The sequence below is a fragment of the Saccharopolyspora halophila genome (assembly GCF_039531955.1).
In the GTDB taxonomy this organism is placed as follows: Bacteria; Actinomycetota; Actinomycetes; order Mycobacteriales; family Pseudonocardiaceae; genus Saccharopolyspora; species Saccharopolyspora halophila.
The window spans coordinates 64,360-82,226 of sequence record NZ_BAAARA010000003.1 but is presented as its reverse complement, the minus strand read 5'-3'; the positions used below and the strand labels follow the sequence as shown (position 1 = coordinate 82,226).

Genomic DNA, 17,867 nt, shown 5'->3' with positions numbered 1-17,867 from the left:
GGCGGGCGATTCAAGATCACTGAACGTGTTCGGGGCGGGCTTGCTGCGAGAGCCCCCCGGGCACCTGGCAGGATCGGAAGTGCCATGAACAGTCCTGCCACCGCCGCCGACACCCGGCTGGATCTCCTCGAGCTCGTCGACTGGTTCGCCCGCACCGCCCGCCGGCTGCCCTGGCGTTCGCCGGGCGTGACCGGCTGGGGCGTGCTGGTCAGCGAAACGATGCTGCAGCAGACGCCGGTCAACCGCGTCCAGCCGATCTGGGAGGAGTGGATGCGCCGCTGGCCGCGCCCCTCCGACCTGGCCGCCGAGCCGCAGGGCGAGGTGCTGCGCGCGTGGGGCAAGCTCGGCTACCCGCGCAGGGCGCTGCGGCTGCACGACGCCGCCGCCGAGATCGCCGCCGAGCACGACGACGTGGTCCCCGGCGACGTGGACACCCTGCTCGCGCTGCCGGGCATCGGCACCTACACGGCCCGCGCCGTCGCCGCCTTCGCCTACGGCAAGCGCGCACCGGTGGTCGACACCAACGTCCGCCGGGTGGTCGCCCGCGCGGTGCACGGCGCCGGTGACGCCGGACCGCCCTCGCCCAAGCGCGACCTCGCCGACGTCGACGCGCTGCTGCCCTCCGACGACGCCACAGCCGCGAAGCTCTCGGCAGCGCTGATGGAGCTCGGGCAGGTGCTGTGCACGGTCCGCTCGCCGCGCTGCGAGGAATGTCCCCTCGCCGCCGACTGCGCCTGGCAGCACGCGGGCAGGCCCGCCTACGCGGGACCGCCGAAGAAGGTGCAGAAGTTCGCCGGCACCGACCGGCAGGTGCGCGGCAAGCTCCTCGACGTGCTGCGCGGAGCCGACGGCCCGGTCTCCCGCGAACGGCTCGACCGGGCGTGGTCCGAAGCGGGCCAGCGCGACCGCTGCCTGGACTCCCTGCTGGTCGACGGCCTCGTCGAGCAAACCGCCGACGGCCGCTTCGCGCTCCCCGGGGAGCACTGATGGCCGAGGCCCTGGCGTTCTTCTTCGACGACGACACCGAGAAGCGGCTGCTCCAGCTGCGGCGGCGGTTGTCCGGCGCCGGGGTCCCGGTCGGGGCAGGACGGCCGAACGTGGTTCTCGCGGCGGCGGGCAGCATCCCGGCGGCGGCGCGCACCGCGCTGCGCTCCGAGCTGCGCCTGCTGTCCATCCCGGACCTGTGGCTGCACACCTTGGGCACGCTGCCCGGTGAAGACCGGGCGCTGCTGCTGGGCGCCGTGGCCGACGCCGAACTGCTCGCCGTGCACTCGGCCGTCCACGACGTGCTGGCCGGCAAGGTCCGCAACCCGTCGGCCTACCACTTCCCCGGCGCCTGGATCCCCCGCTGCTCGCTCGCGGAAGGGCTGTCCGAGGCCCAGCTGACGGCCGGTTTCGGCGCGCTGCTGCCGCCGGAACCGGTGCGCGCGGCCGTGGCCGAGGTCGGCGTGCTCGACACGCGCGGTGGCGCGACCGAAATGCTGCGCTGAACTCCCCGATCCCCCGGCCACGGCTCTGCGGTTGCCGATCTTCCCGATAGCGGCCACTTTGGACTCACCGCGGCCGCCGAGGGGAGGTTTCGATGTACGTCCACGGCGTGAGCGTCCTGGGGCAGGGGCTCGCCGCCGACGGCCCCGAAGGGCTCGTGTTCTCCGACCTCGACCTGCGCGTCGAACCCGGTTCGCTGGCCGCCGTGACCGGGCCCGGCGGGTCCGGGCGCACCGCGCTGCTGCTCGTGCTCTCCGGCCGGATGCGCGCGCTCTCGGGATGGCTGGAGGTCGACGGGCTCCGGTTGCCGCGCCAGGCCCGCAAGGTGCGCAAGCTCGTCCAGCCCGCCCGGATCCGGCCGGGCTGCGAGCTCGAGGAGTGGCACACCGTCGGCGAGGCGATCAAGGAGCGGCGGCTGATCGGTGACGCCACCAGGAGCACGATCGAGTCCGGTTTCGCGCTCGTCGGGCTCGATCCCGATCCGCACGAGCTCATCGGCGAGCTGCCCGACGACGAGCAACTGCTGCTGGCGCTCGCGCTGGCAGCGGCCAACGCACCCGGCGCGATCGTGGTGGACGACGTCGAGAAGGGCCTGCCCGCCGAGCAGCGCGCGCGGGTGTGGGCGGTGTTGCGCGACCTCACCCGGATCGGGATGACGGTGATCGCCGGTTCCACCGATCCGCCGTCGGGCGAGGTCGATGTGATCAGGCTGGCCGACTCGTGAAGGCGATCCGGCTCGCCTGGCTGGAGCTGCGGCGCTTCCGGGGACGGCTGCGCCGGGTGATCCCGGTCGTGCTGATCCTCATCCCGCTGCTCTACGGCGCGCTGTACCTCTGGTCGAACTGGGACCCGTACGGCCGGCTGGACCGAGTTCCGGTCGCGGTGGTCAACAACGACCGGCCGGTCGACGCGCGGGGCGAGCACATCGACGCGGGCGCGATGTTCGTGGAGCGGCTCAAGGCGAACGACGTGTTCGCCTGGCACTTCGTGCGTCCGGCGACCGCGCGGCGCGGGCTCGAGGAAGGTCGCTTCTACTTCAGCATCGAGGTGCCGCGGGACTTCAGCGCCAAGCTGGCCGCCGCGGCCAACGGCAACCCGGAGCACGCCAAGGTCCGGCTGGTCAAGAACGACGCGAACGGCTACATCGTCGGGATCATGGCCGACACCGTGCAGACCCGGCTGCAGGAGCAGATCAACGCGGCCGCGCACGCCGGCTACGCCCGCGCGCTCTACGGCGAGATGGGCCGGATCAGGGAGCGGCTGACCACCGCTTCCGAGGCCAGCGAGCAGCTGGTCAACGGCACCGAGCTCGCCGAGCAGGGCACCGACGGGCTCCGTCGCGGGCTCGGCGGGGTGCGGGACGGAACGGGCATGGTTTCGCGCGGTGCGCAGGACGTCTCGAGCGCGGTCGAGCAGCTGGACGCGCGGCTGACCGGCATGGCCGATTTCGCCGCCGGGCAACTCCCGGAAGCGGTGAACTCCCTGGTGCACGCCAGCGAGGTCGCGGTCAACGCGCTCACTCGGATCACCGCGGCCGCCGACGCCGTCCAGCGCGACGCCACCGAAGGGCTTTCGGCGGTGCAGCGGCTCGGCGAACGACATCCGCAGCTGCGCGGGGATCCCACCTATCAGCAGGCGCTGCGCGCGGCGAGCCGGGTTTCGGACAGCGCGAACGCGGCCGACGCCGAAGCCCGGCGGGCGCTGTCCGACGCGACCGATGCCAACCGGCGCGCGCTCGCGCTGCAGTCGAGCGTGGGTCCGCTGCAGCAGCGGGTGTGGTCGATGACCGCACCGCTGGACACGCTGCGCACCGGCACCGGGGAACTGGCCGCCGGAGCGAGCGCGATCAACGGCGGGATGGACACCCTCACCTCCAGCAGCGACACCCTGCGCACCGGGGCGGGCCAGCTCAACGACGGCGCGACGCAGCTGCAGAAGCTCGTCGACGACGCGCTTCGCAGGCTGCCGCCGACCAACCCGACCGAAGTCGCCCGCGCCACCGACGTGCTCGGCTCACCCGCGCAGATCAGCACCAGCAACCTCAACCCGGCGCACGTCTACGGCCGGGGGCTGGCGCCGTTCTTCTTCGCCATCGCGCTGTGGGTGTTCGGGCTGTTCGCCTACCTGCTGCTGCGGCCGGTGAACCTGCGCGCGCTGGCCGACCGGGTGAACGCGTGGACGATCATGCTGGCCGGTCTGCTGCCCGCGGCGGCCTTGGGCGTGCTCGGCGGGCTGGTGCTGTTCGTGGTGGTCGATTACGGCCTCGGCCTGAACCCCGTGCACCTGTGGTGGACCGTGGGGCTGATCTCGCTGGCCGCCGTGACGTTCACGGCCATCGACCACTTCCTGCGCACCGCCTTCGGCACCATCGGCGACCTGGCCTCGCTGGTGCTGCTGGTCCTGCAGCTCACCGCGGCCGGCGGCCTGTACCCGATGGAGACGAGTCCGGCCTTCTTCCAGGCGATTCACCCGTTCCTGCCGATGACCTACCTCATCGACGGCCTCCGGGTGACGATCTCGGGCGGCCTGACCACCCATCTGCTCCGAGACACCGCGGTCTTGGCCGGAGTCCTCGTGGTCTTCCTGCTCGCGACCACCATCACCGTCCAACGCAGACGCACCTGGACCATCGCCCGCCTGCACCCCCAGCTCGAACTCGCCTAGACCCGCCGCGAAGCAGGCGCGCTCGTCGAGCTGACAGTTTTGCCTAAAACTGTCCGGACATTTCGGGCGCCGACGGCCTTGCAGTTTTAGGCAAAACTGTCGCGACCCGCACAAGCCACCGGATGACCGGAGAGTTCTGGCGGCGTGCCGTGGGCGTTGGGAGCCGGGCGCTCGTAGGCTGGCCGCATGGCTGTTGTGAAGATCAATGCGATTGAGGTCCCCGAAGGTTCCGGGCCGGAGCTGGAGAAGCGATTCGCCGCCCGGCACGGTTCGGTGGACAGCGCGCCCGGATTCCTCGGGTTCGAGTTGCTGCGCCCGGTCAAGGGCGACGACCGCTACTTCGTCTACACCCGCTGGGAGTCCGAGGAGGCGTTCCAGGCATGGGCCAGCGGCCCCGCCAAGGAAGCCCACGCCGGTGAGGCCAAGAACCCGGTCGCCTCCGGCTCGAGCCTGCTCGAGTTCGAGCTCGTCCAGGAGTCCAAACCCGAGCAGTGACCGGTGCGAGGGGTGCCCCGGGCACCCCTCCCCGGTGCGGGCACGACCGGCGCCGGACACGCGCGGTCAGGGCATGACCCGCAGGGTGGCCAGCACCGCGCGGTGATCGCTGCCCGGGATGTCGAGAACCCGGTAGTCCTCCGGCCGCACGTTGCCGGAGGTGAGCACGTGGTCGATGGTCACCGGCGGCGGGAACCACCCGGACGGCCAGGTCGGCAGCAGGCCCTGGCCGGTGGCCGCCGCGGCATCGGTGTAGCCCCGGCCGAGGAACTCCTGCATGCGGGTCAGGTCGAGCGTCGCGTTGAAATCGCCCGCCAGGACCCGCGCCCGGTCGTCGTGCGACGGCCCCGGCAGCGCGCGGAGATCGCGCTCCCAAGTGGGCACCGTGTTCTCGCCCATCGGCCAGAAGGCGTGCACGGCGACCAGCTCGACGTCGCGCCCCGGCAGGTCCACCAGCGCGGACGGCTGGGCCAGCACGGTCTCCGACACCGCGTTCAGCTCGCGCAGCGGGTGGCGGGACGCGATCCCGGTGCCCTCTCCCCTCGGCCCGGGACGCAGCATCCGGTGCGGCAGTTCGGCGAACAGCCCGGCGGCGTCCAGCCGCGCGACAAGGTCCGGCGTGAGCTCCTGGATGCTGAGCACGTCGACCCGGTTCCGCCGCACCGCGGCCACGATGCGCTCCGCGTCGGCCTCGCCCAGGTAGGCGTTGAAGGAGAGCACCTTCATCGGTTCCCCGGCCGCGGGCGGCATCTCGTCGGGCAGCGCGCGCGGCACCACGTAGTAGCTCAGCGCCAGCGTCACCAGAACCACGATCAGCACGTTCAACCAGCGCCGCAGGAACAGCCCGATCAGCACCAGCACCGCGCCGGCGGGCACCGCGTACTGGGTCAGCGCCGTGAGCGCCACCGCGTAACGGTTCCCGTCGAGCGCTGCCAGCGACAACGCCGCCCAGCCGCAGAATCCCAGCGACACCAGGGTCAGCAGCGCGGTCGTCCATCCGCCGCCGGGCTTGCGCGGCAACTCCACGTCTTCGGCATCCACCACGCGAACCATCCTGCCTCCCCGACCCGCTCCCCCGACCGGACGCCCGCCGCAGAAGAAGAGCGACGACCGCGAGATGACCGGCCCGAGGCCCCACGAGTCACGACGACGCGCGAACCGGGGCGCACCCTGCCCCGGCCTCAGGGGTCCTTTCAGAATGCGGCAGAGCCGCATGCGGTGTGGGACTCAGCCCGCACCGCCGCGGGTTCTCAGACGTCGTCGGGCGAGGACAGCCGCAGCGCCGCGTAGGTGGCTACTCAAGTCGCGGATCCCGGAGCCCGACGGCGTCTGAGGTTCCGCTCCCGGCACCGCCACGCAAACCTCAAACTGAAATATCTCCTTAGGGACCTCGCGGCACGCGGCGGCAGCCGCCGTTCCAAGTGCGGGACTCAGCCCGCACCGCCGGGGGTTCTGACGCGATCGTGTGGCGAGGACAGCCGCGACGCCGCGTAGGTGGCTACTCAAGGAACGGACCCCGCAGCCACACGACGCGTCAGGTTCCCCCACCCGCACCGGCCAGCAAACCGACCGCGGAAACCCCTACCCCCGAGGTTCGATGAAGCTGCGGACCATGCTGGGGAAGACCTCGGTGAACAGGGGGCTCTGCGTGGTCGTCTGGACACCGGTGAAGGCGGTCCGCTCCAGTTCCGCCTCGTAGAGCGAGGTCAGGGCGCGGACCGCGTCCCTGGCGTCGACCACCAACCGGAGATCGAGCCGCTCCAGCGCGTCCAGCATCAGCCCGGCGACCGCGTCGGTGAGCTTCTCCAGATGCCCGCCCGCGCGCTCGCGCAGCTGCGGATCGCGCAGCGCGTGCGCGCGGAACTCGGTGACCAGCAGGTACCAGTTCTGGTCGGCGATCAGCGATTCGGCGCAGGCAGTACCGACCTTGACCATCGCCTCGTGCAGATCGCGCTCGTTCTCGATGCCCAGCGCGATGACGTCCTCGACGATCGCCCTGGTGCGCTCGATGCGCAGCGCCATCTCCTCCTCGTAGACCGCGAGGAAGAGGTCCTCCTTGGTGTCGAAGTTCGAGTAGAACGCGCCGCGGCTGTACCCGGCCGTCTCGCAGATCAGCTCGACCGGGGTGTCCCGGATGCTGTGCTCGGCGAACACCTCGCGCGCGGCGTCGATGAGTCGTCGCCGCGTTTCCGCGCGTCGCCGTGTTTCCCGCTGGCGCGGTTGACCGGTCATGGTCGGTGATTCTCCCGCTTGGTGTTTCGACTCACAGTTGTCCACACGTCCGAGCTACGTGGATCTCGGAAACTATACAGTCTGTATCGCATACATCGTGTATCGAACTCGTTCGGGAGTGTTCCGGCTTGTCTTCGTTGCTTTACCGGTTAGCGCGGGCCGTGGTTCGCGGCCGAGGCTGGGTGCTGGTCGGGTGGCTGGCGCTGCTCGCCGTGCTGGGCACCGGCGCTGCGTTCTTCCAGCAAGGGATGGAGACCAAGTTCGAGATCCCCGGCGCCGAGTCGCAGGACACCCTCGACCACCTCAACAACGTCTTCCCGCAGATGAGCGGGTCGCGGGCGCAGCTGGTGGTCACCGCGCCGGACGGACAGCCGATCGACTCGCCGCAGCGGCGCGCGGCCGTCGAAGAAACCGTCCGCGAGATCGAGGGCTGGGACGGCGTCTCGGCGGTGATGAACCCGTTCAGCGACATGGTCGAGAACCAGGTCTCGCCGGACCGCAGCACCGTGCTGATCAACGCCCAGTTCAAGGCCCAGGCCACCGAGATCCCGCAGTCGACCAAGGACGACCTGGTCCGCGAGACCGCCGAGCTGGAGAACCAGCTCGGCGCGGGCAGCGAGGCGCACGTCGGCGGCGAGGTCTTCTCGGTGAACATGCCCGCGGTCGGCATGACCGAGGGCGTCGGCGTGGTGGTCGCGCTGCTGGTGCTGCTGCTGATGCTGCGCTCGCTGGTCGCCGCGGTGATGCCGCTGATCACCGCGCTCGTGGGCGTCGGCGTTTCGATGACGATCGTGCTGCTGTGCACCGCGTTCACCACGGTTTCCTCGGCCGCGCCGATGCTCGGCATGATGCTCGGCCTCGCGGTCGGGATCGACTACTCGCTGTTCATCGTCTCCCGGCACCGAGAGCTGCTGGCCGAAGGCGTCGAGGTCCGCGAATCGATCGCGCGGTCGGTGGCCACCGCCGGTTCGGCGGTGATCTTCGCGGGCATGACCGTGATCATCGCGCTGCTCGCGCTCGCCGTTCCGGGGATTCCGTTCCTGACCACGATGGGCGTGCTCGCAGGCGTGGCGATCGCGGTCGGCGTCGGGGTGGCGCTGACCATGATCCCGGCGCTGCTGGCCTTCGCGGGCAACCGCCTGCGGCCAAAGCGCAGGCGCAGCACCAAACCGCGCAGGAAGTTCGGGCTCGCGTGGGTGCGCGCGGTGACCAAGTCTCCGGTGCTGACCATCGTGATCATCGTCGCCGGGCTCGGGGTGTGCTCGATCCCGGCCGCCGACCTGCGGCTGTCCGTGCCGGACGCCGGTGCGCAGCCGCTGCACACCCCGGCGCGGGAGACCTACGACGCGATCGCCGAGCACTTCGGCCCCGGCTACAACAGCCCGCTGATCGTCACCACCGACGTCATCGGCACCGATGACCCGATGGGTCAGATCAACGGCATGGCCGACGAGATCCGCGCGCTGCCCGGGGTCGCCGCGGTGCCGATGGCCACCCCGAACGAGACGATCGACACCGGAATCATCCAGGTGGTGCCGACCACCGGCGGCGAGTCGCCGCAGACCGAGGACCTGGTGCACCGGCTGCGCGCGATGAGCCCGCACTTCGAGCAGGAGTACGGCTCCGGTGTGGCCGTGACCGGCATGACCGCGGTGGGCATCGACCTGTCGGAGAAGCTCACCGACGCGCTGCTGCCCTTCGGGATCATCGTGGTCGGGCTGACGCTGGTGCTGCTGGCCATGGTGTTCCGCTCGGTGTGGGTGCCGATCAAGGCCGCGCTCGGCTACATGCTGTCGGTGGGCGCGACGTTCGGCGCGACGGCTTTCGTGTTCAACCAGGGTCACCTGGCGGGCCCGCTGAACCTCTCGCACGTCGGCGGCGTGATCAGCTTCCTGCCGCTGCTGCTGATGGCGATCCTGTTCGGCCTCGCGATGGACTACGAGGTGTTCCTGGTCTCGCGGATGCGCGAGGACTACGCGCGGCACCGCGACGCCAAGCGGGCCATCGAGTCCGGGTTCACCAACGTCGCGCCGGTCGTGCTGGCCGCCGCGGTGATCATGATCGCGGTGTTCGCGGCGTTCGTCCCGCACGGCGACAGCAACATCAAGCCGATCGCGTTCGGCCTGGCCGTCGGCGTGTTCGTAGACGCCTTCCTGGTGCGCATGACGCTGGTGCCCGCGGTGATGGCGCTGCTCGGCGACAAGGCCTGGTGGCTGCCGCGGTTCCTGTCCCGCAGGCTGCCCGAGCTGGACGTCGAGGGCGAGGCGCTGCAGCACGAGCTGCGGCTGACCGACTGGCCGGGCAACGACGAGGTGGTCAGCGCCCGCGACCTGACGGTGCACGACGACCGGGGCGAGACGGTGGTCGGCGACGTCCACATCGGCCTGCGGCCCGGCGAGGTGCTGGCCGTGCAGGGCTCCGACGTGGAGTCCTCGGCGCTGCTGCACGCGCTGGGCGGACGGGCCCGCGCGGTCCGCGGTGACCTGCGAGTGCTCGGCTACCTGCTGCCGCAGCGCGCCCGCGCGGTCCGCTCGCTGACGGCGCTGGTGCCCTGCCGGGAGAGCGCCGCGCCCGCCACCGAGATCGCGCAGGCGATCAACGAGGGCGTGCGGCTGGTGCTCGTCGACGAGCTGGACGCGGTCGCCGACAACGCGCAGCGCACCGACATCTCCCGCCTGCTGGCGTCCACACCGGACGTGACCTTCGTGGTCACCCACCAGAACCCCGCTCTCACCGACGGTCTGCTGCCCGCGGACCGGTCGAGCTCGTTGCGACTTTCCGCGCGCCCGGACGCTCCCGCGGCCGGTCGTCTCCTGGAGGTTTGAGGCAAGTGCTGAACCCGTTCACTCACGCGACCCGCCGCGCCGGTGGCTCGGTGGGCAGGCGCACCTGGTTAGGGCTGGTCCTGGTGCCGGTGCTGATCGTCGGCGTGCTCGGTTTCGCGTTCTGGGCCCCGATGTCCGACCACGGCTCGGCCAAGGTCGCGGTGGTCAACAACGACGAACCCACCGAGATCGACGGCCAGCTGGCACCGCTCGGCCGGGAGATGGCCGCGAAGCTGGTGAACAGCACCGACACCGGCTACGACTGGCAGATCACCGACTCCTCGGACGCCGCGGACGGCCTCGCCTCGGGCCGCTACGCCGCTGCGGTGACCATCCCGCCGGAGTTCTCCGGCAACACCGCCTCGGCGATGTCCGGCGAGCCGATGGACGCCACCCGCGCGGGCATCCGGGTGGAGGCCTCCCCCGCCGCCGCGCCCGCCGACGCCGCGGCGGTCGACGCCACCGCGCGGCAGAGCGTGGCGAAGTTCAACCGGCAGATCATCGAGCAGCTGCTGGACGGCTTCTACGGCGGCTTCGCGCAGATGCACGACCAGATGGGCACCGCCGTGGACGGCGCGCAGAAGCTGGCCGACGGCAGCGAGCAGCTCGCCGACGGCGCGGGAGAGCTGGCGCAGGGCACCGGTGAGCTGTCCAACGGTTCGGCCCAGCTCTCCGATGGCGCCGGCCAGCTGGCGGGCGGCTCGGAGCAGCTGGCCGGCGGGCTCCAGCAGCTGTACTCGCAGGTCGAGCAGATGCCTGCGCAGACCGACGAGCTGGCCGACGGCGCCGAGCAGGTCGCCGAGGGCAACCAGCGGATGGCCGATCAGTTCGTGCCGATGGCCGACAGGATCCTGACCGCCACCGACAAGATGCCCACCGAGTCCAGCACGGCCGAGGCGCTGTCCAAGCTGGCCGATCAGTGCCCGCTGTCCGAGACCTCGGTGGACCTGTGCAAGCAGCTGCGCGAGCAGGCCGAGGCGCTGCAGCAGCGCGAGGGAGCGCTGGACTCGCTCAAGCAGCAGATCCAGCAGCCCGCGAGGCAGATGAAGCAGGGCATGCAGGGCCTGGCCGCTGGCTCCGCGCAGGTCGCCGAGGGCAACCGGATGCTGGCGGAGAACTCCGAGCAGCTGGTGCAGGGCATCGGGCAGCTCAACGGCGGCGCGCAGCAGCTCGCCGGCGGCGCCCGCGAGCTGTCCAACGGGATCGAGGAGTTCCACGGCGGCGTGCAGCAGCTCGACGGCGGCGCGCAGCAACTGGCCAGCGGCAGCGAGCAGGTCGCCACCGGCAACCGGCAGTTCGCCGAGGAGATGGGCTCGGGAATCGACGACATCCCGAACTACACCGACGCCGAACGGGAACACCTCAAGACGGTGGCGGCGAGCCCGGCCTCGTTGAACTCGAACCTGCCCGGCTTCGGCAAGACGCTGATCGCGCTGCTGGTGGCCATCGCGTTCTGGACCGCCGCGCTGGGCATCTACGCGGTCACCCGCGCGATTCCCGGCGACGCCGCCACCTCGCGCAAGTCCACCTGGCGCCTGGTACTGAGCTCGCTGGCACCAGGCGCGGCGGTCGCCACCGTCGCCGCGATCGTGGTCAGCACCGCGCTGGCCCCGTTCCTCGGGCTGAGCTTCGGTTCCTGGGCCGCCTTCGCCGGCGTCACGCTGCTGGCGTCGCTGTCCTTCGTCGCGGTCAACCAGGCGCTGGTGGCGGTCTTCGGCGCGATCGGGCGGATCGTGTCCATCGCGGTCCTCGTGCTGACCACCGCCACCGGGGTGATCTCGACGGTGCCGGGTTCGCTGGAGGCGGTCGCCTCGGTGCTGCCGACCCAGGGCGCGGTTCAGGCGCTGGCGGCGATCGTCACCGGCAGCGCGGGCGTGACCGGCGGAATCGCCCAGCTGCTCGTCTGGCTGGCAGCGGGCGTGCTCGTCTTCGCCCTGGCGGTGGACCGGGCCCGCACGCTCCCGGCCAAGAGCCTCCGCCGCCAGCTACCAACCCCCACGGTCCGCCGACCCGCCTGGTAACCCACCCGCCCAGCACCCGCACGACCCCGAATTCCAGGGAATTCCGCACCCCGATTTCCCTGGAATTCGGGGTCGTGCTCTTGGTGGTCCTCGGGGTGGTTCGACGTGCTTGGTGATGGAAATCACTTGAGTTCGGCCGGTTTTGGGGTTGTTCGATGGAACGATGGATGAGGACGGACTTCCCCGAGCCCGCCCGGAGACCCCCGCATGCATTCGATGATCTCGGCAACCGCCTCCCCAGAACCAACCGGATTCGCCGGCTGGGTGGTGGGGGTCATGGAATCCCTCGGCAGCCCGGGCGCCGGATTGATCATCGCGCTGGAGAACCTGTTCCCGCCCGTGCCGTCCGAGCTGGTCCTGCCGCTGGCCGGGTTCACCGCCAGCCAGGGCAGCATGTCCGTGCTAGGCGCGATCCTGTGGACCACGCTCGGTTCGCTGGTCGGCGCGCTGGCGCTGTACTGGGTCGGCGCGAAGCTCGGCCGCACGCGAACCAGGAACCTGCTGGCCCGCGCCCCGCTGATCAAGCTCTCGGACGTGGACAAGACCGAGGCGTGGTTCGCCAAGCACGGCACCAAGGCCGTCTTCTTCGGCCGGATGCTGCCGCTGTTCCGCAGCTTCATCTCGGTTCCCGCCGGTGTGGAGCGCATGGGCCTCGGCGTCTTCTCCGCGCTGACCGCGCTGGGCAGCCTGGTGTGGAACACCGCCTTCGTGCTCGCCGGTTACGCGCTCGGCGAGAACTGGCACCTCGTGGAGCACTACGCGGGACTGCTCTCCCGCACGGTCCTGCTCACCACGATCCTGACGATCGCGGTGTTCGTGGCCGTGCGCGTGCGCAACGGCCGGCGCGAACGCGCCGCCGCCGAAGCCCCCACGGTCCAGTTCGCCCGCGTGCCCACCTCGGAAGCCGCCACCGAGGAGTTCCGGCGCATCGACTGATTCAGTCCTCGAACCGGACCGTTCCCGCCACCCCGTCGATGGTGATCAGCTGCCCGGTCCGGATCTGCGTGGTCGCGTCCCGCACGCAGATCACCGCGGGCAGGCCGTACTCCCTGGCCACCGTGGGCCCGTGCGCGACCGGAGAACCGGTCTCGGTGACCAACCCACCGGCGGTCATGAACAGCGGTGTCCAGCCCGGGTCCGTGGTCGGGGCGACCAGGATCTCGCCCGGCTCCAGACGCGCACCTGCCGGATCGCGGACCACCCTGGCCCGGCCGGTCACCTCACCCGGCGCGGCGCCCATGCCCGCCAGCGTGCCCGGCTCCGCCTCCGGCGCCGGAGCGACGGCCTCGAGATCGGTCCCGTCGGACAGGACCGCCATCGGCACCCGGGTGCGGCGCAGCTCGCGGTCGTGGACGCGCTTGCGCTCGACCACCAGCTCGCGCTGATCCCGGCCTGCCACCGCCGCCCTGGCCTCGCGAAGATCCAGGTACATGACGTCCTCGGACCGCTCCAGCAGACCGCGGCCCGCCAGGTCCGCGCCGACCAGCAGCAGCTGCTCGCGCATCTGGCGCAACGAGTAGAGCCAGCCGAACTTGCCCAGCTCGCGCAGGCCGGTGAGCTCGCGGCTGCGCCGCATCAGGAACTCGGCCAGCCGACCGCGCACCGGCCTGCTCCGGCGAGCGCGCCGGACGATCTCCTCGAGCTTGTCCTCGGCGTCGGCCTTGGCCCGCTCGAACCGGCGGTCCGGGGCCTGCTCCGGGTCCTCGATGCGCAGGTAGTTGGCGATGGTGGCGAACACCGGCGCCGGATCCTCGCTCCAGCGCGGGACCCCGATGTCCACCTCGGCGGACGTGCGGTGGCCGTACTCGGCGAGGAACTCGTCGAGACCGATGTCCGGCAGCTCGCCGCGGCGGTGCATCGCGGCCAGCTCCTCCGCAGCGGTGTCGCGGAACAGCTCGCGGTGCCGCTCGCCCGCTCGCGCGGCCAGCCGCCACAGCGCCAGGTCCATCTGCGTGGTGACGTTGTGCGGCAGGCCGCCGAGCACCGTGTTCAGCTCCGCATCGGTGGCCATTCCCTTGAGCAGCGTCGCCGGCAGCGTGCCCGCCATGATCCCGGCGGTCAACGGCCACAGCAGCCCGCTCATCTCCCGGCCCAGCATGAAGTCGCGCTGCGCCCGCTCGGCGAGGCGCAAGCGCTCGGCCGCGGTGCTCGGCGCGCCGGATGCGCTCCGGGAGCGCAGGTACTCGACGGCCGCGAAGGCGCGCTCGCGCGCGGCGGCCGGGCGGGCGAACGCGCGGGCGATCCCGATCGCGGCGGGCAGGACCACCTTCGTCTGCAGCTTCACCGCAGCCGACAGGCTCGGGCGGAACGGCAGGTGGGACTGCTCGGAGAAGCGCGGATCGGCCATCACCAGCCTGGTCATCTCGGCCATCCGAGGGCCGTAGATCGACATCGACTCCGGCAGCCGCTTCCGGGTGTACTTGCTGCGCACCATCGCCGTCATGTCGCCGTAGAGCCTGCCGCCGATGTCGACGAAACCGGGCGTGCCGTCCACCGGGTCCCCGCTTCCGCGGCCGAACTCGCCGAACCACATCCCGCAGGCCAGCTTGATCGCGGACATGCCCATCGGCGTGCACGGCCGCAGCATGCCCTGCATGTTGCCGAACTCGAAGTACACCCGCGGCTTCGGCCTGCCGTTGTCCGGTGGCAGCGGGAACAGCGTGGTGATCGCGCGCGACTGCAGCAGCCACAGCACCCCGTCGGCATCGATCGCCCACTCCACGTCCTGCGGGGTCCCGAAGTGCTGCTGAACCCGCGAACCCGCCGCCAGCAGCGCGGACAGCTGCTCCCCGGTCAGGCAGCCGCCGGGCTGCTCGGGCACCGCTCCGTTCAGCACGTAGTGATCCGGGGTCACCGACCCGTCGACCACGGCGGTGCCCAGCCCGGCCACCGCGTCGACGACCATCTCGGTGCGGCAACCGGTCAGCGGGTTGGCGGTGAACAGCACGCCCGCAACGCGCGGCGCGACCATGCGCTGCACGACCACCGCGATCCGCACGTCCTCGCCCGCGATGCCGTTCGCCTCGCGATAGGCCACCGCGCGGTCGGTGAACAGCGAGTCGCGGCAGTCCCGAACCGCCTCCACCAGGGCCCGGGTGCCGTTCACGTCGAGGTAGGTGTCCTGCTGACCCGCGAAGCTCGCCTCCGCCAGGTCCTCGGCGGTGGCGCTGGAACGCACCGCCACCGGTCCGCCGCCCAGCGCCTCGTAAGCCGCGGCCAGCTCAGCGGCGGGCAGCTCACCGTTGCTCAACGCATCCGTGGTCAGGCAGAAGCCGTCGGGGACCCGCTCGCCCGAGGCGATCAGCTCGGCGAGACCCGCCGCCTTGCCGCCCACCTGGCCGTGCATTCCGCCGCGGATGTCCGACAGCGCGATCACGTTCGCGCGCGTCGTTGCGCCCTGGTCCATCGAAGCCCTTCTCTCCCGAGTTCCGCACGACTCCGCCGACCAGACTTCCCGGCACACCAGAAGCCAGGCTACGCCTGAAGACCCCGATCGCGGCAGATCCGGCGAACGCGAAACGGCCCCCGCACCCGGAGAGCGGGTGCGGGGGCCGTTCTCAGCCTGATCAGGACTCGGAGTCGCCGCCGTTCTGGGACTCGTCCTCGCCCTGGGCGGAGGAAACGCTGACCGGCGGGGCGTCCGGCACCGCCGACGGCCGGTTCTCACCGCGGAAGGTGAAGTGGGCCTTGTCGTCGGCGCCTTCCTCGTCCCAGCCCTCGACATCGACGATGACGATCTGGCCGGCTTCGACCTCGCCGAACAGGATCTTCTCGGAGAGCCTGTCCTCGACCTCGCGCTGGATCGTCCGGCGCAGCGGCCGCGCACCCAGCACCGGGTCGAACCCGCGCTTGGCCAGCAGCCTCTTCGCCTTGTCGGTCAGCTCCAGGGACATGTCCTTGCCCTTGAGCGCCTTCTCCACACGGCCCGCGAGCAGGTCGACCATCTGGACGATCTCGTTCTCGGTGAGCTGGTGGAAGACGATGACGTCGTCGATCCGGTTGAGGAACTCGGGCCGGAAGTGCTTCTTCATCTCCTCGTTGACCTTGGACTTCATCCGCTCGTAGTTCGAGTCGGCGTCCTGGCCGCTGGAGAAGCCGAGACCAACGGCCTTGGAGATGTCCCCGGTACCGAGGTTGGAGGTGAAGATCAGCACCGTGTTCTTGAAGTCCACCATGCGGCCCTGACCGTCGGTCAGGCGACCGTCCTCCAGCACCTGCAGCAAGGTGTTGTAGATCTCGGTGTGCGCCTTCTCGATCTCGTCGAAGAGCACCACCGAGAACGGCTTGCGGCGGACCTTCTCGGTGAGCTGGCCGCCCTCCTCGTAGCCGACGTACCCGGGCGGGGCACCGAACAGCCGCGAGGCGGTGTAGCGGTCGTGGAACTCACCCATGTCGATCTGCACGAGCGAGTCGTCGTCGCCGAAGAGGAACTCGGCCAGCGCCTTGGACAGCTCGGTCTTACCCACACCGGACGGGCCGGCGAAGATGAACGAGCCGGACGGGCGCTTCGGGTCCTTCAGGCCGGCACGGGTGCGCCGGATGGCCTGGGCCACCGCCTTGACCGCGTCGTCCTGACCGATGATCCGCTTGTGCAGCTCGGTCTCCATGCGGAGCAGCCGGCTGGTCTCCTCCTCGGTGAGCTTGAAGACCGGGATGCCGGTCCAGTTGGCCAGCACCTCCGCGATCTGCTCGTCGTCGACCTCGGCGACGACGTCCAGGTCACCGGCCTTCCACTGCTTCTCCCGCTCCTCCTTCTGGCCGAGGAGCTGCTTCTCCTCGTCCCGCAGGCGAGCGGCCCGCTCGAAGTCCTGCGCGTCGATCGCGGACTCCTTCTCGCGGCGCACGTCGGCGATCTTCTCGTCGAACTCGCGCAGGTCCGGCGGAGCGGTCATCCGGCGGATGCGCATCCGGGCACCGGCCTCGTCGATCAGGTCGATCGCCTTGTCCGGCAGGTACCGGTCGTTGATGTAGCGGTCGGCCAGGCTCGCCGCCGAGGCCAGCGCGCCATCGGTGATCGACACGCGGTGGTGCGCCTCGTAGCGGTCCCGCAGACCCTTGAGGATCTCGACCGTGTGCTCCAGCGAGGGCTCGCCGACCTGGATCGGCTGGAACCGGCGCTCGAGGGCCGGGTCCTTCTCGACGTACTTGCGGTACTCCTCGAGCGTGGTGGCGCCGATGGTCTGCAGCTCACCACGCGCCAGCATCGGCTTGAGGATGCTGGCCGCGTCGATCGCGCCCTCGGCGGCACCGGCACCGACCAGCGTGTGGATCTCGTCGATGAACAGGATGATGTCGCCGCGGGTCTTGATCTCCTTGAGCACCTTCTTCAGGCGCTCCTCGAAGTCACCGCGGTAGCGGGAACCGGCGACCAGCGAACCCAGGTCGAGGGTGTAGAGCTGCTTCTCCTTGAGGGTCTCGGGCACCTCGCCCTTGACGACCTGCGAGGCCAGCCCCTCGACGACCGCGGTCTTGCCGACACCGGCTTCACCGATGAGCACCGGGTTGTTCTTGGTGCGGCGGGACAGGACCTGCATGATCCGCTCGATTTCCTTGTCCCGTCCTATAACCGGATCGAGCTTGCCCTCGCGCGCAGCCTGGGTGAGGTTGCGTCCGAACTGGTCCAGCACGAGCGACGAGGACGGCGTGCCCTCGCTGCGGCCGCCGGCCTCGGCCGGCTCCTTGCCCTGGTAGCCGGAGAGCAGCTGCAGCACCTGCTGGCGCACCCGGTTGAGGTCCGCGCCGAGCTTGACGAGCACCTGGGCGGCGACGCCTTCGCCCTCGCGGATCAGCCCGAGCAGGATGTGCTCGGTGCCGATGTAGTTGTGGCCGAGCTGCAGCGCCTCCCGCAGCGACAGCTCCAGCACCTTCTTGGCCCGTGGGGTGAACGGGATGTGTCCGCTGGGGGCCTGCTGCCCCTGGCCGATGATCTCCTCGACCTGCTGGCGCACGCCCTCCAGCGCGATCCCCAGCGACTCCAGCGCCTTGGCGGCGACACCCTCACCCTCGTGGATCAAGCCCAGGAGAATGTGCTCGGTGCCGATGTAGTTGTGGTTGAGCATCCGGGCCTCTTCCTGGGCCAGGACAACCACCCGCCTCGCGCGGTCGGTGAACCTCTCGAACATTCGCACTCCCTGACTGCTGC

Annotated in this window: 12 protein-coding genes; 8 read left to right on the top strand and 4 right to left on the bottom strand. The window is 70.8% G+C overall.

Annotated features, from left to right (window positions below; all coding sequences use genetic code 11):
- Positions 1 to 84: 84 nt before the first annotated feature.
- From ABD289_RS05640 to ABD289_RS05620, 5 genes are all read left to right on the top strand, one after another.
- Positions 85 to 987: an HhH-GPD family protein gene (locus ABD289_RS05640; protein WP_344127305.1), complete on the top strand. Its 903-nt coding sequence runs from the start codon at positions 85 to 87 to the stop codon at positions 985 to 987.
- Entirely contained in the window at positions 987 to 1,490 is a 504-nt protein-coding gene (locus ABD289_RS05635) for a 2'-5' RNA ligase family protein (protein WP_344127303.1), read from the top strand. Before ABD289_RS05640 ends, ABD289_RS05635 begins: the two co-directional genes overlap by 1 nt.
- A gap of 92 nt (positions 1,491 to 1,582) precedes the next feature.
- Positions 1,583 to 2,212 carry an ATP-binding cassette domain-containing protein gene (locus tag ABD289_RS05630; RefSeq protein WP_344127300.1) on the top strand — a complete coding sequence of 210 codons (630 nt, stop codon included), beginning with the start codon at positions 1,583 to 1,585 and terminating at the stop codon, positions 2,210 to 2,212.
- The gene (locus ABD289_RS05625) at positions 2,209 to 4,152 is read left to right on the top strand and encodes a YhgE/Pip family protein (protein WP_344127298.1); all 1,944 of its coding nucleotides are present in this window, start codon (positions 2,209 to 2,211) and stop codon (positions 4,150 to 4,152) included. The genes ABD289_RS05630 and ABD289_RS05625 overlap by 4 nt, the downstream gene beginning before the upstream one ends.
- A 186-nt stretch (positions 4,153 to 4,338) precedes the next feature.
- Positions 4,339 to 4,647 (top strand): antibiotic biosynthesis monooxygenase family protein, encoded by a 309-nt coding sequence (locus tag ABD289_RS05620; protein ID WP_344127296.1) that lies wholly within the window; start codon positions 4,339 to 4,341, stop codon positions 4,645 to 4,647.
- Between the two features lie 66 nt (positions 4,648 to 4,713).
- Here ABD289_RS05620 and ABD289_RS05615 read toward each other — a convergent pair whose 3' ends face one another.
- Positions 4,714 to 5,700, bottom strand: coding sequence for an endonuclease/exonuclease/phosphatase family protein (locus tag ABD289_RS05615; RefSeq protein ID WP_344127294.1), 987 nt, complete (start codon positions 5,698 to 5,700; stop codon positions 4,714 to 4,716).
- A gap of 528 nt (positions 5,701 to 6,228) precedes the next feature.
- Positions 6,229 to 6,879, bottom strand: a complete 651-nt coding sequence (locus ABD289_RS05610; RefSeq protein ID WP_344127292.1) for a TetR/AcrR family transcriptional regulator — start codon at positions 6,877 to 6,879, stop codon at positions 6,229 to 6,231.
- A gap of 128 nt (positions 6,880 to 7,007) precedes the next feature.
- Here ABD289_RS05610 and ABD289_RS05605 point away from each other — a divergent pair, with 128 nt between their 5' ends.
- The 3 genes from ABD289_RS05605 to ABD289_RS05595 all read left to right on the top strand — a co-directional run bounded on the left by ABD289_RS05605 (position 7,008) and on the right by ABD289_RS05595 (position 12,661).
- Complete coding sequence (locus tag ABD289_RS05605) at positions 7,008 to 9,704, top strand: MMPL family transporter (protein WP_344127289.1); 2,697 nt, start codon at positions 7,008 to 7,010, stop codon at positions 9,702 to 9,704.
- A 5-nt stretch (positions 9,705 to 9,709) separates the two neighbouring features.
- Positions 9,710 to 11,725 (top strand): ABC transporter permease, encoded by a 2,016-nt coding sequence (locus ABD289_RS05600; protein ID WP_344127287.1) that lies wholly within the window; start codon positions 9,710 to 9,712, stop codon positions 11,723 to 11,725.
- A 207-nt stretch (positions 11,726 to 11,932) separates the two neighbouring features.
- Positions 11,933 to 12,661 (top strand): DedA family protein, encoded by a 729-nt coding sequence (locus ABD289_RS05595; RefSeq protein WP_344127285.1) that lies wholly within the window; start codon positions 11,933 to 11,935, stop codon positions 12,659 to 12,661.
- 1 nt (position 12,662) lies between these two features.
- On the opposite strand, the gene ABD289_RS05590 is transcribed toward ABD289_RS05595, so the two are convergent.
- Complete coding sequence (locus ABD289_RS05590) at positions 12,663 to 15,131, bottom strand: PEP/pyruvate-binding domain-containing protein (RefSeq protein WP_344127283.1); 2,469 nt, start codon at positions 15,129 to 15,131, stop codon at positions 12,663 to 12,665.
- Positions 15,132 to 15,291: 160 nt separating this feature from the next.
- Positions 15,292 to 17,847, bottom strand: a complete 2,556-nt coding sequence (locus ABD289_RS05585) for an ATP-dependent Clp protease ATP-binding subunit (RefSeq protein ID WP_344127281.1) — start codon at positions 17,845 to 17,847, stop codon at positions 15,292 to 15,294.
- Positions 17,848 to 17,867: the final 20 nt, after the last annotated feature.

Bases quoted from the DNA above. Each gene is read 5' to 3' on its own strand.
- ABD289_RS05595 (WP_344127285.1), top strand. From the start codon at position 11,933: ATGCATTCGATGATCTCGGCAACCGCCTCCCCAGAACCAACCGGATTC.
- ABD289_RS05615 (WP_344127294.1), bottom strand. From the start codon at position 5,700: ATGGTTCGCGTGGTGGATGCCGAAGACGTGGAGTTGCCGCGCAAGCCC.
- ABD289_RS05640 (WP_344127305.1), top strand. From the start codon at position 85: ATGAACAGTCCTGCCACCGCCGCCGACACCCGGCTGGATCTCCTCGAG.
- ABD289_RS05620 (WP_344127296.1), top strand. From the start codon at position 4,339: ATGGCTGTTGTGAAGATCAATGCGATTGAGGTCCCCGAAGGTTCCGGG.
- ABD289_RS05630 (WP_344127300.1), top strand. From the start codon at position 1,583: ATGTACGTCCACGGCGTGAGCGTCCTGGGGCAGGGGCTCGCCGCCGAC.
- ABD289_RS05590 (WP_344127283.1), bottom strand. From the start codon at position 15,131: ATGGACCAGGGCGCAACGACGCGCGCGAACGTGATCGCGCTGTCGGAC.
- ABD289_RS05585 (WP_344127281.1), bottom strand. From the start codon at position 17,847: ATGTTCGAGAGGTTCACCGACCGCGCGAGGCGGGTGGTTGTCCTGGCC.
- ABD289_RS05610 (WP_344127292.1), bottom strand. From the start codon at position 6,879: ATGACCGGTCAACCGCGCCAGCGGGAAACACGGCGACGCGCGGAAACG.
- ABD289_RS05635 (WP_344127303.1), top strand. From the start codon at position 987: ATGGCCGAGGCCCTGGCGTTCTTCTTCGACGACGACACCGAGAAGCGG.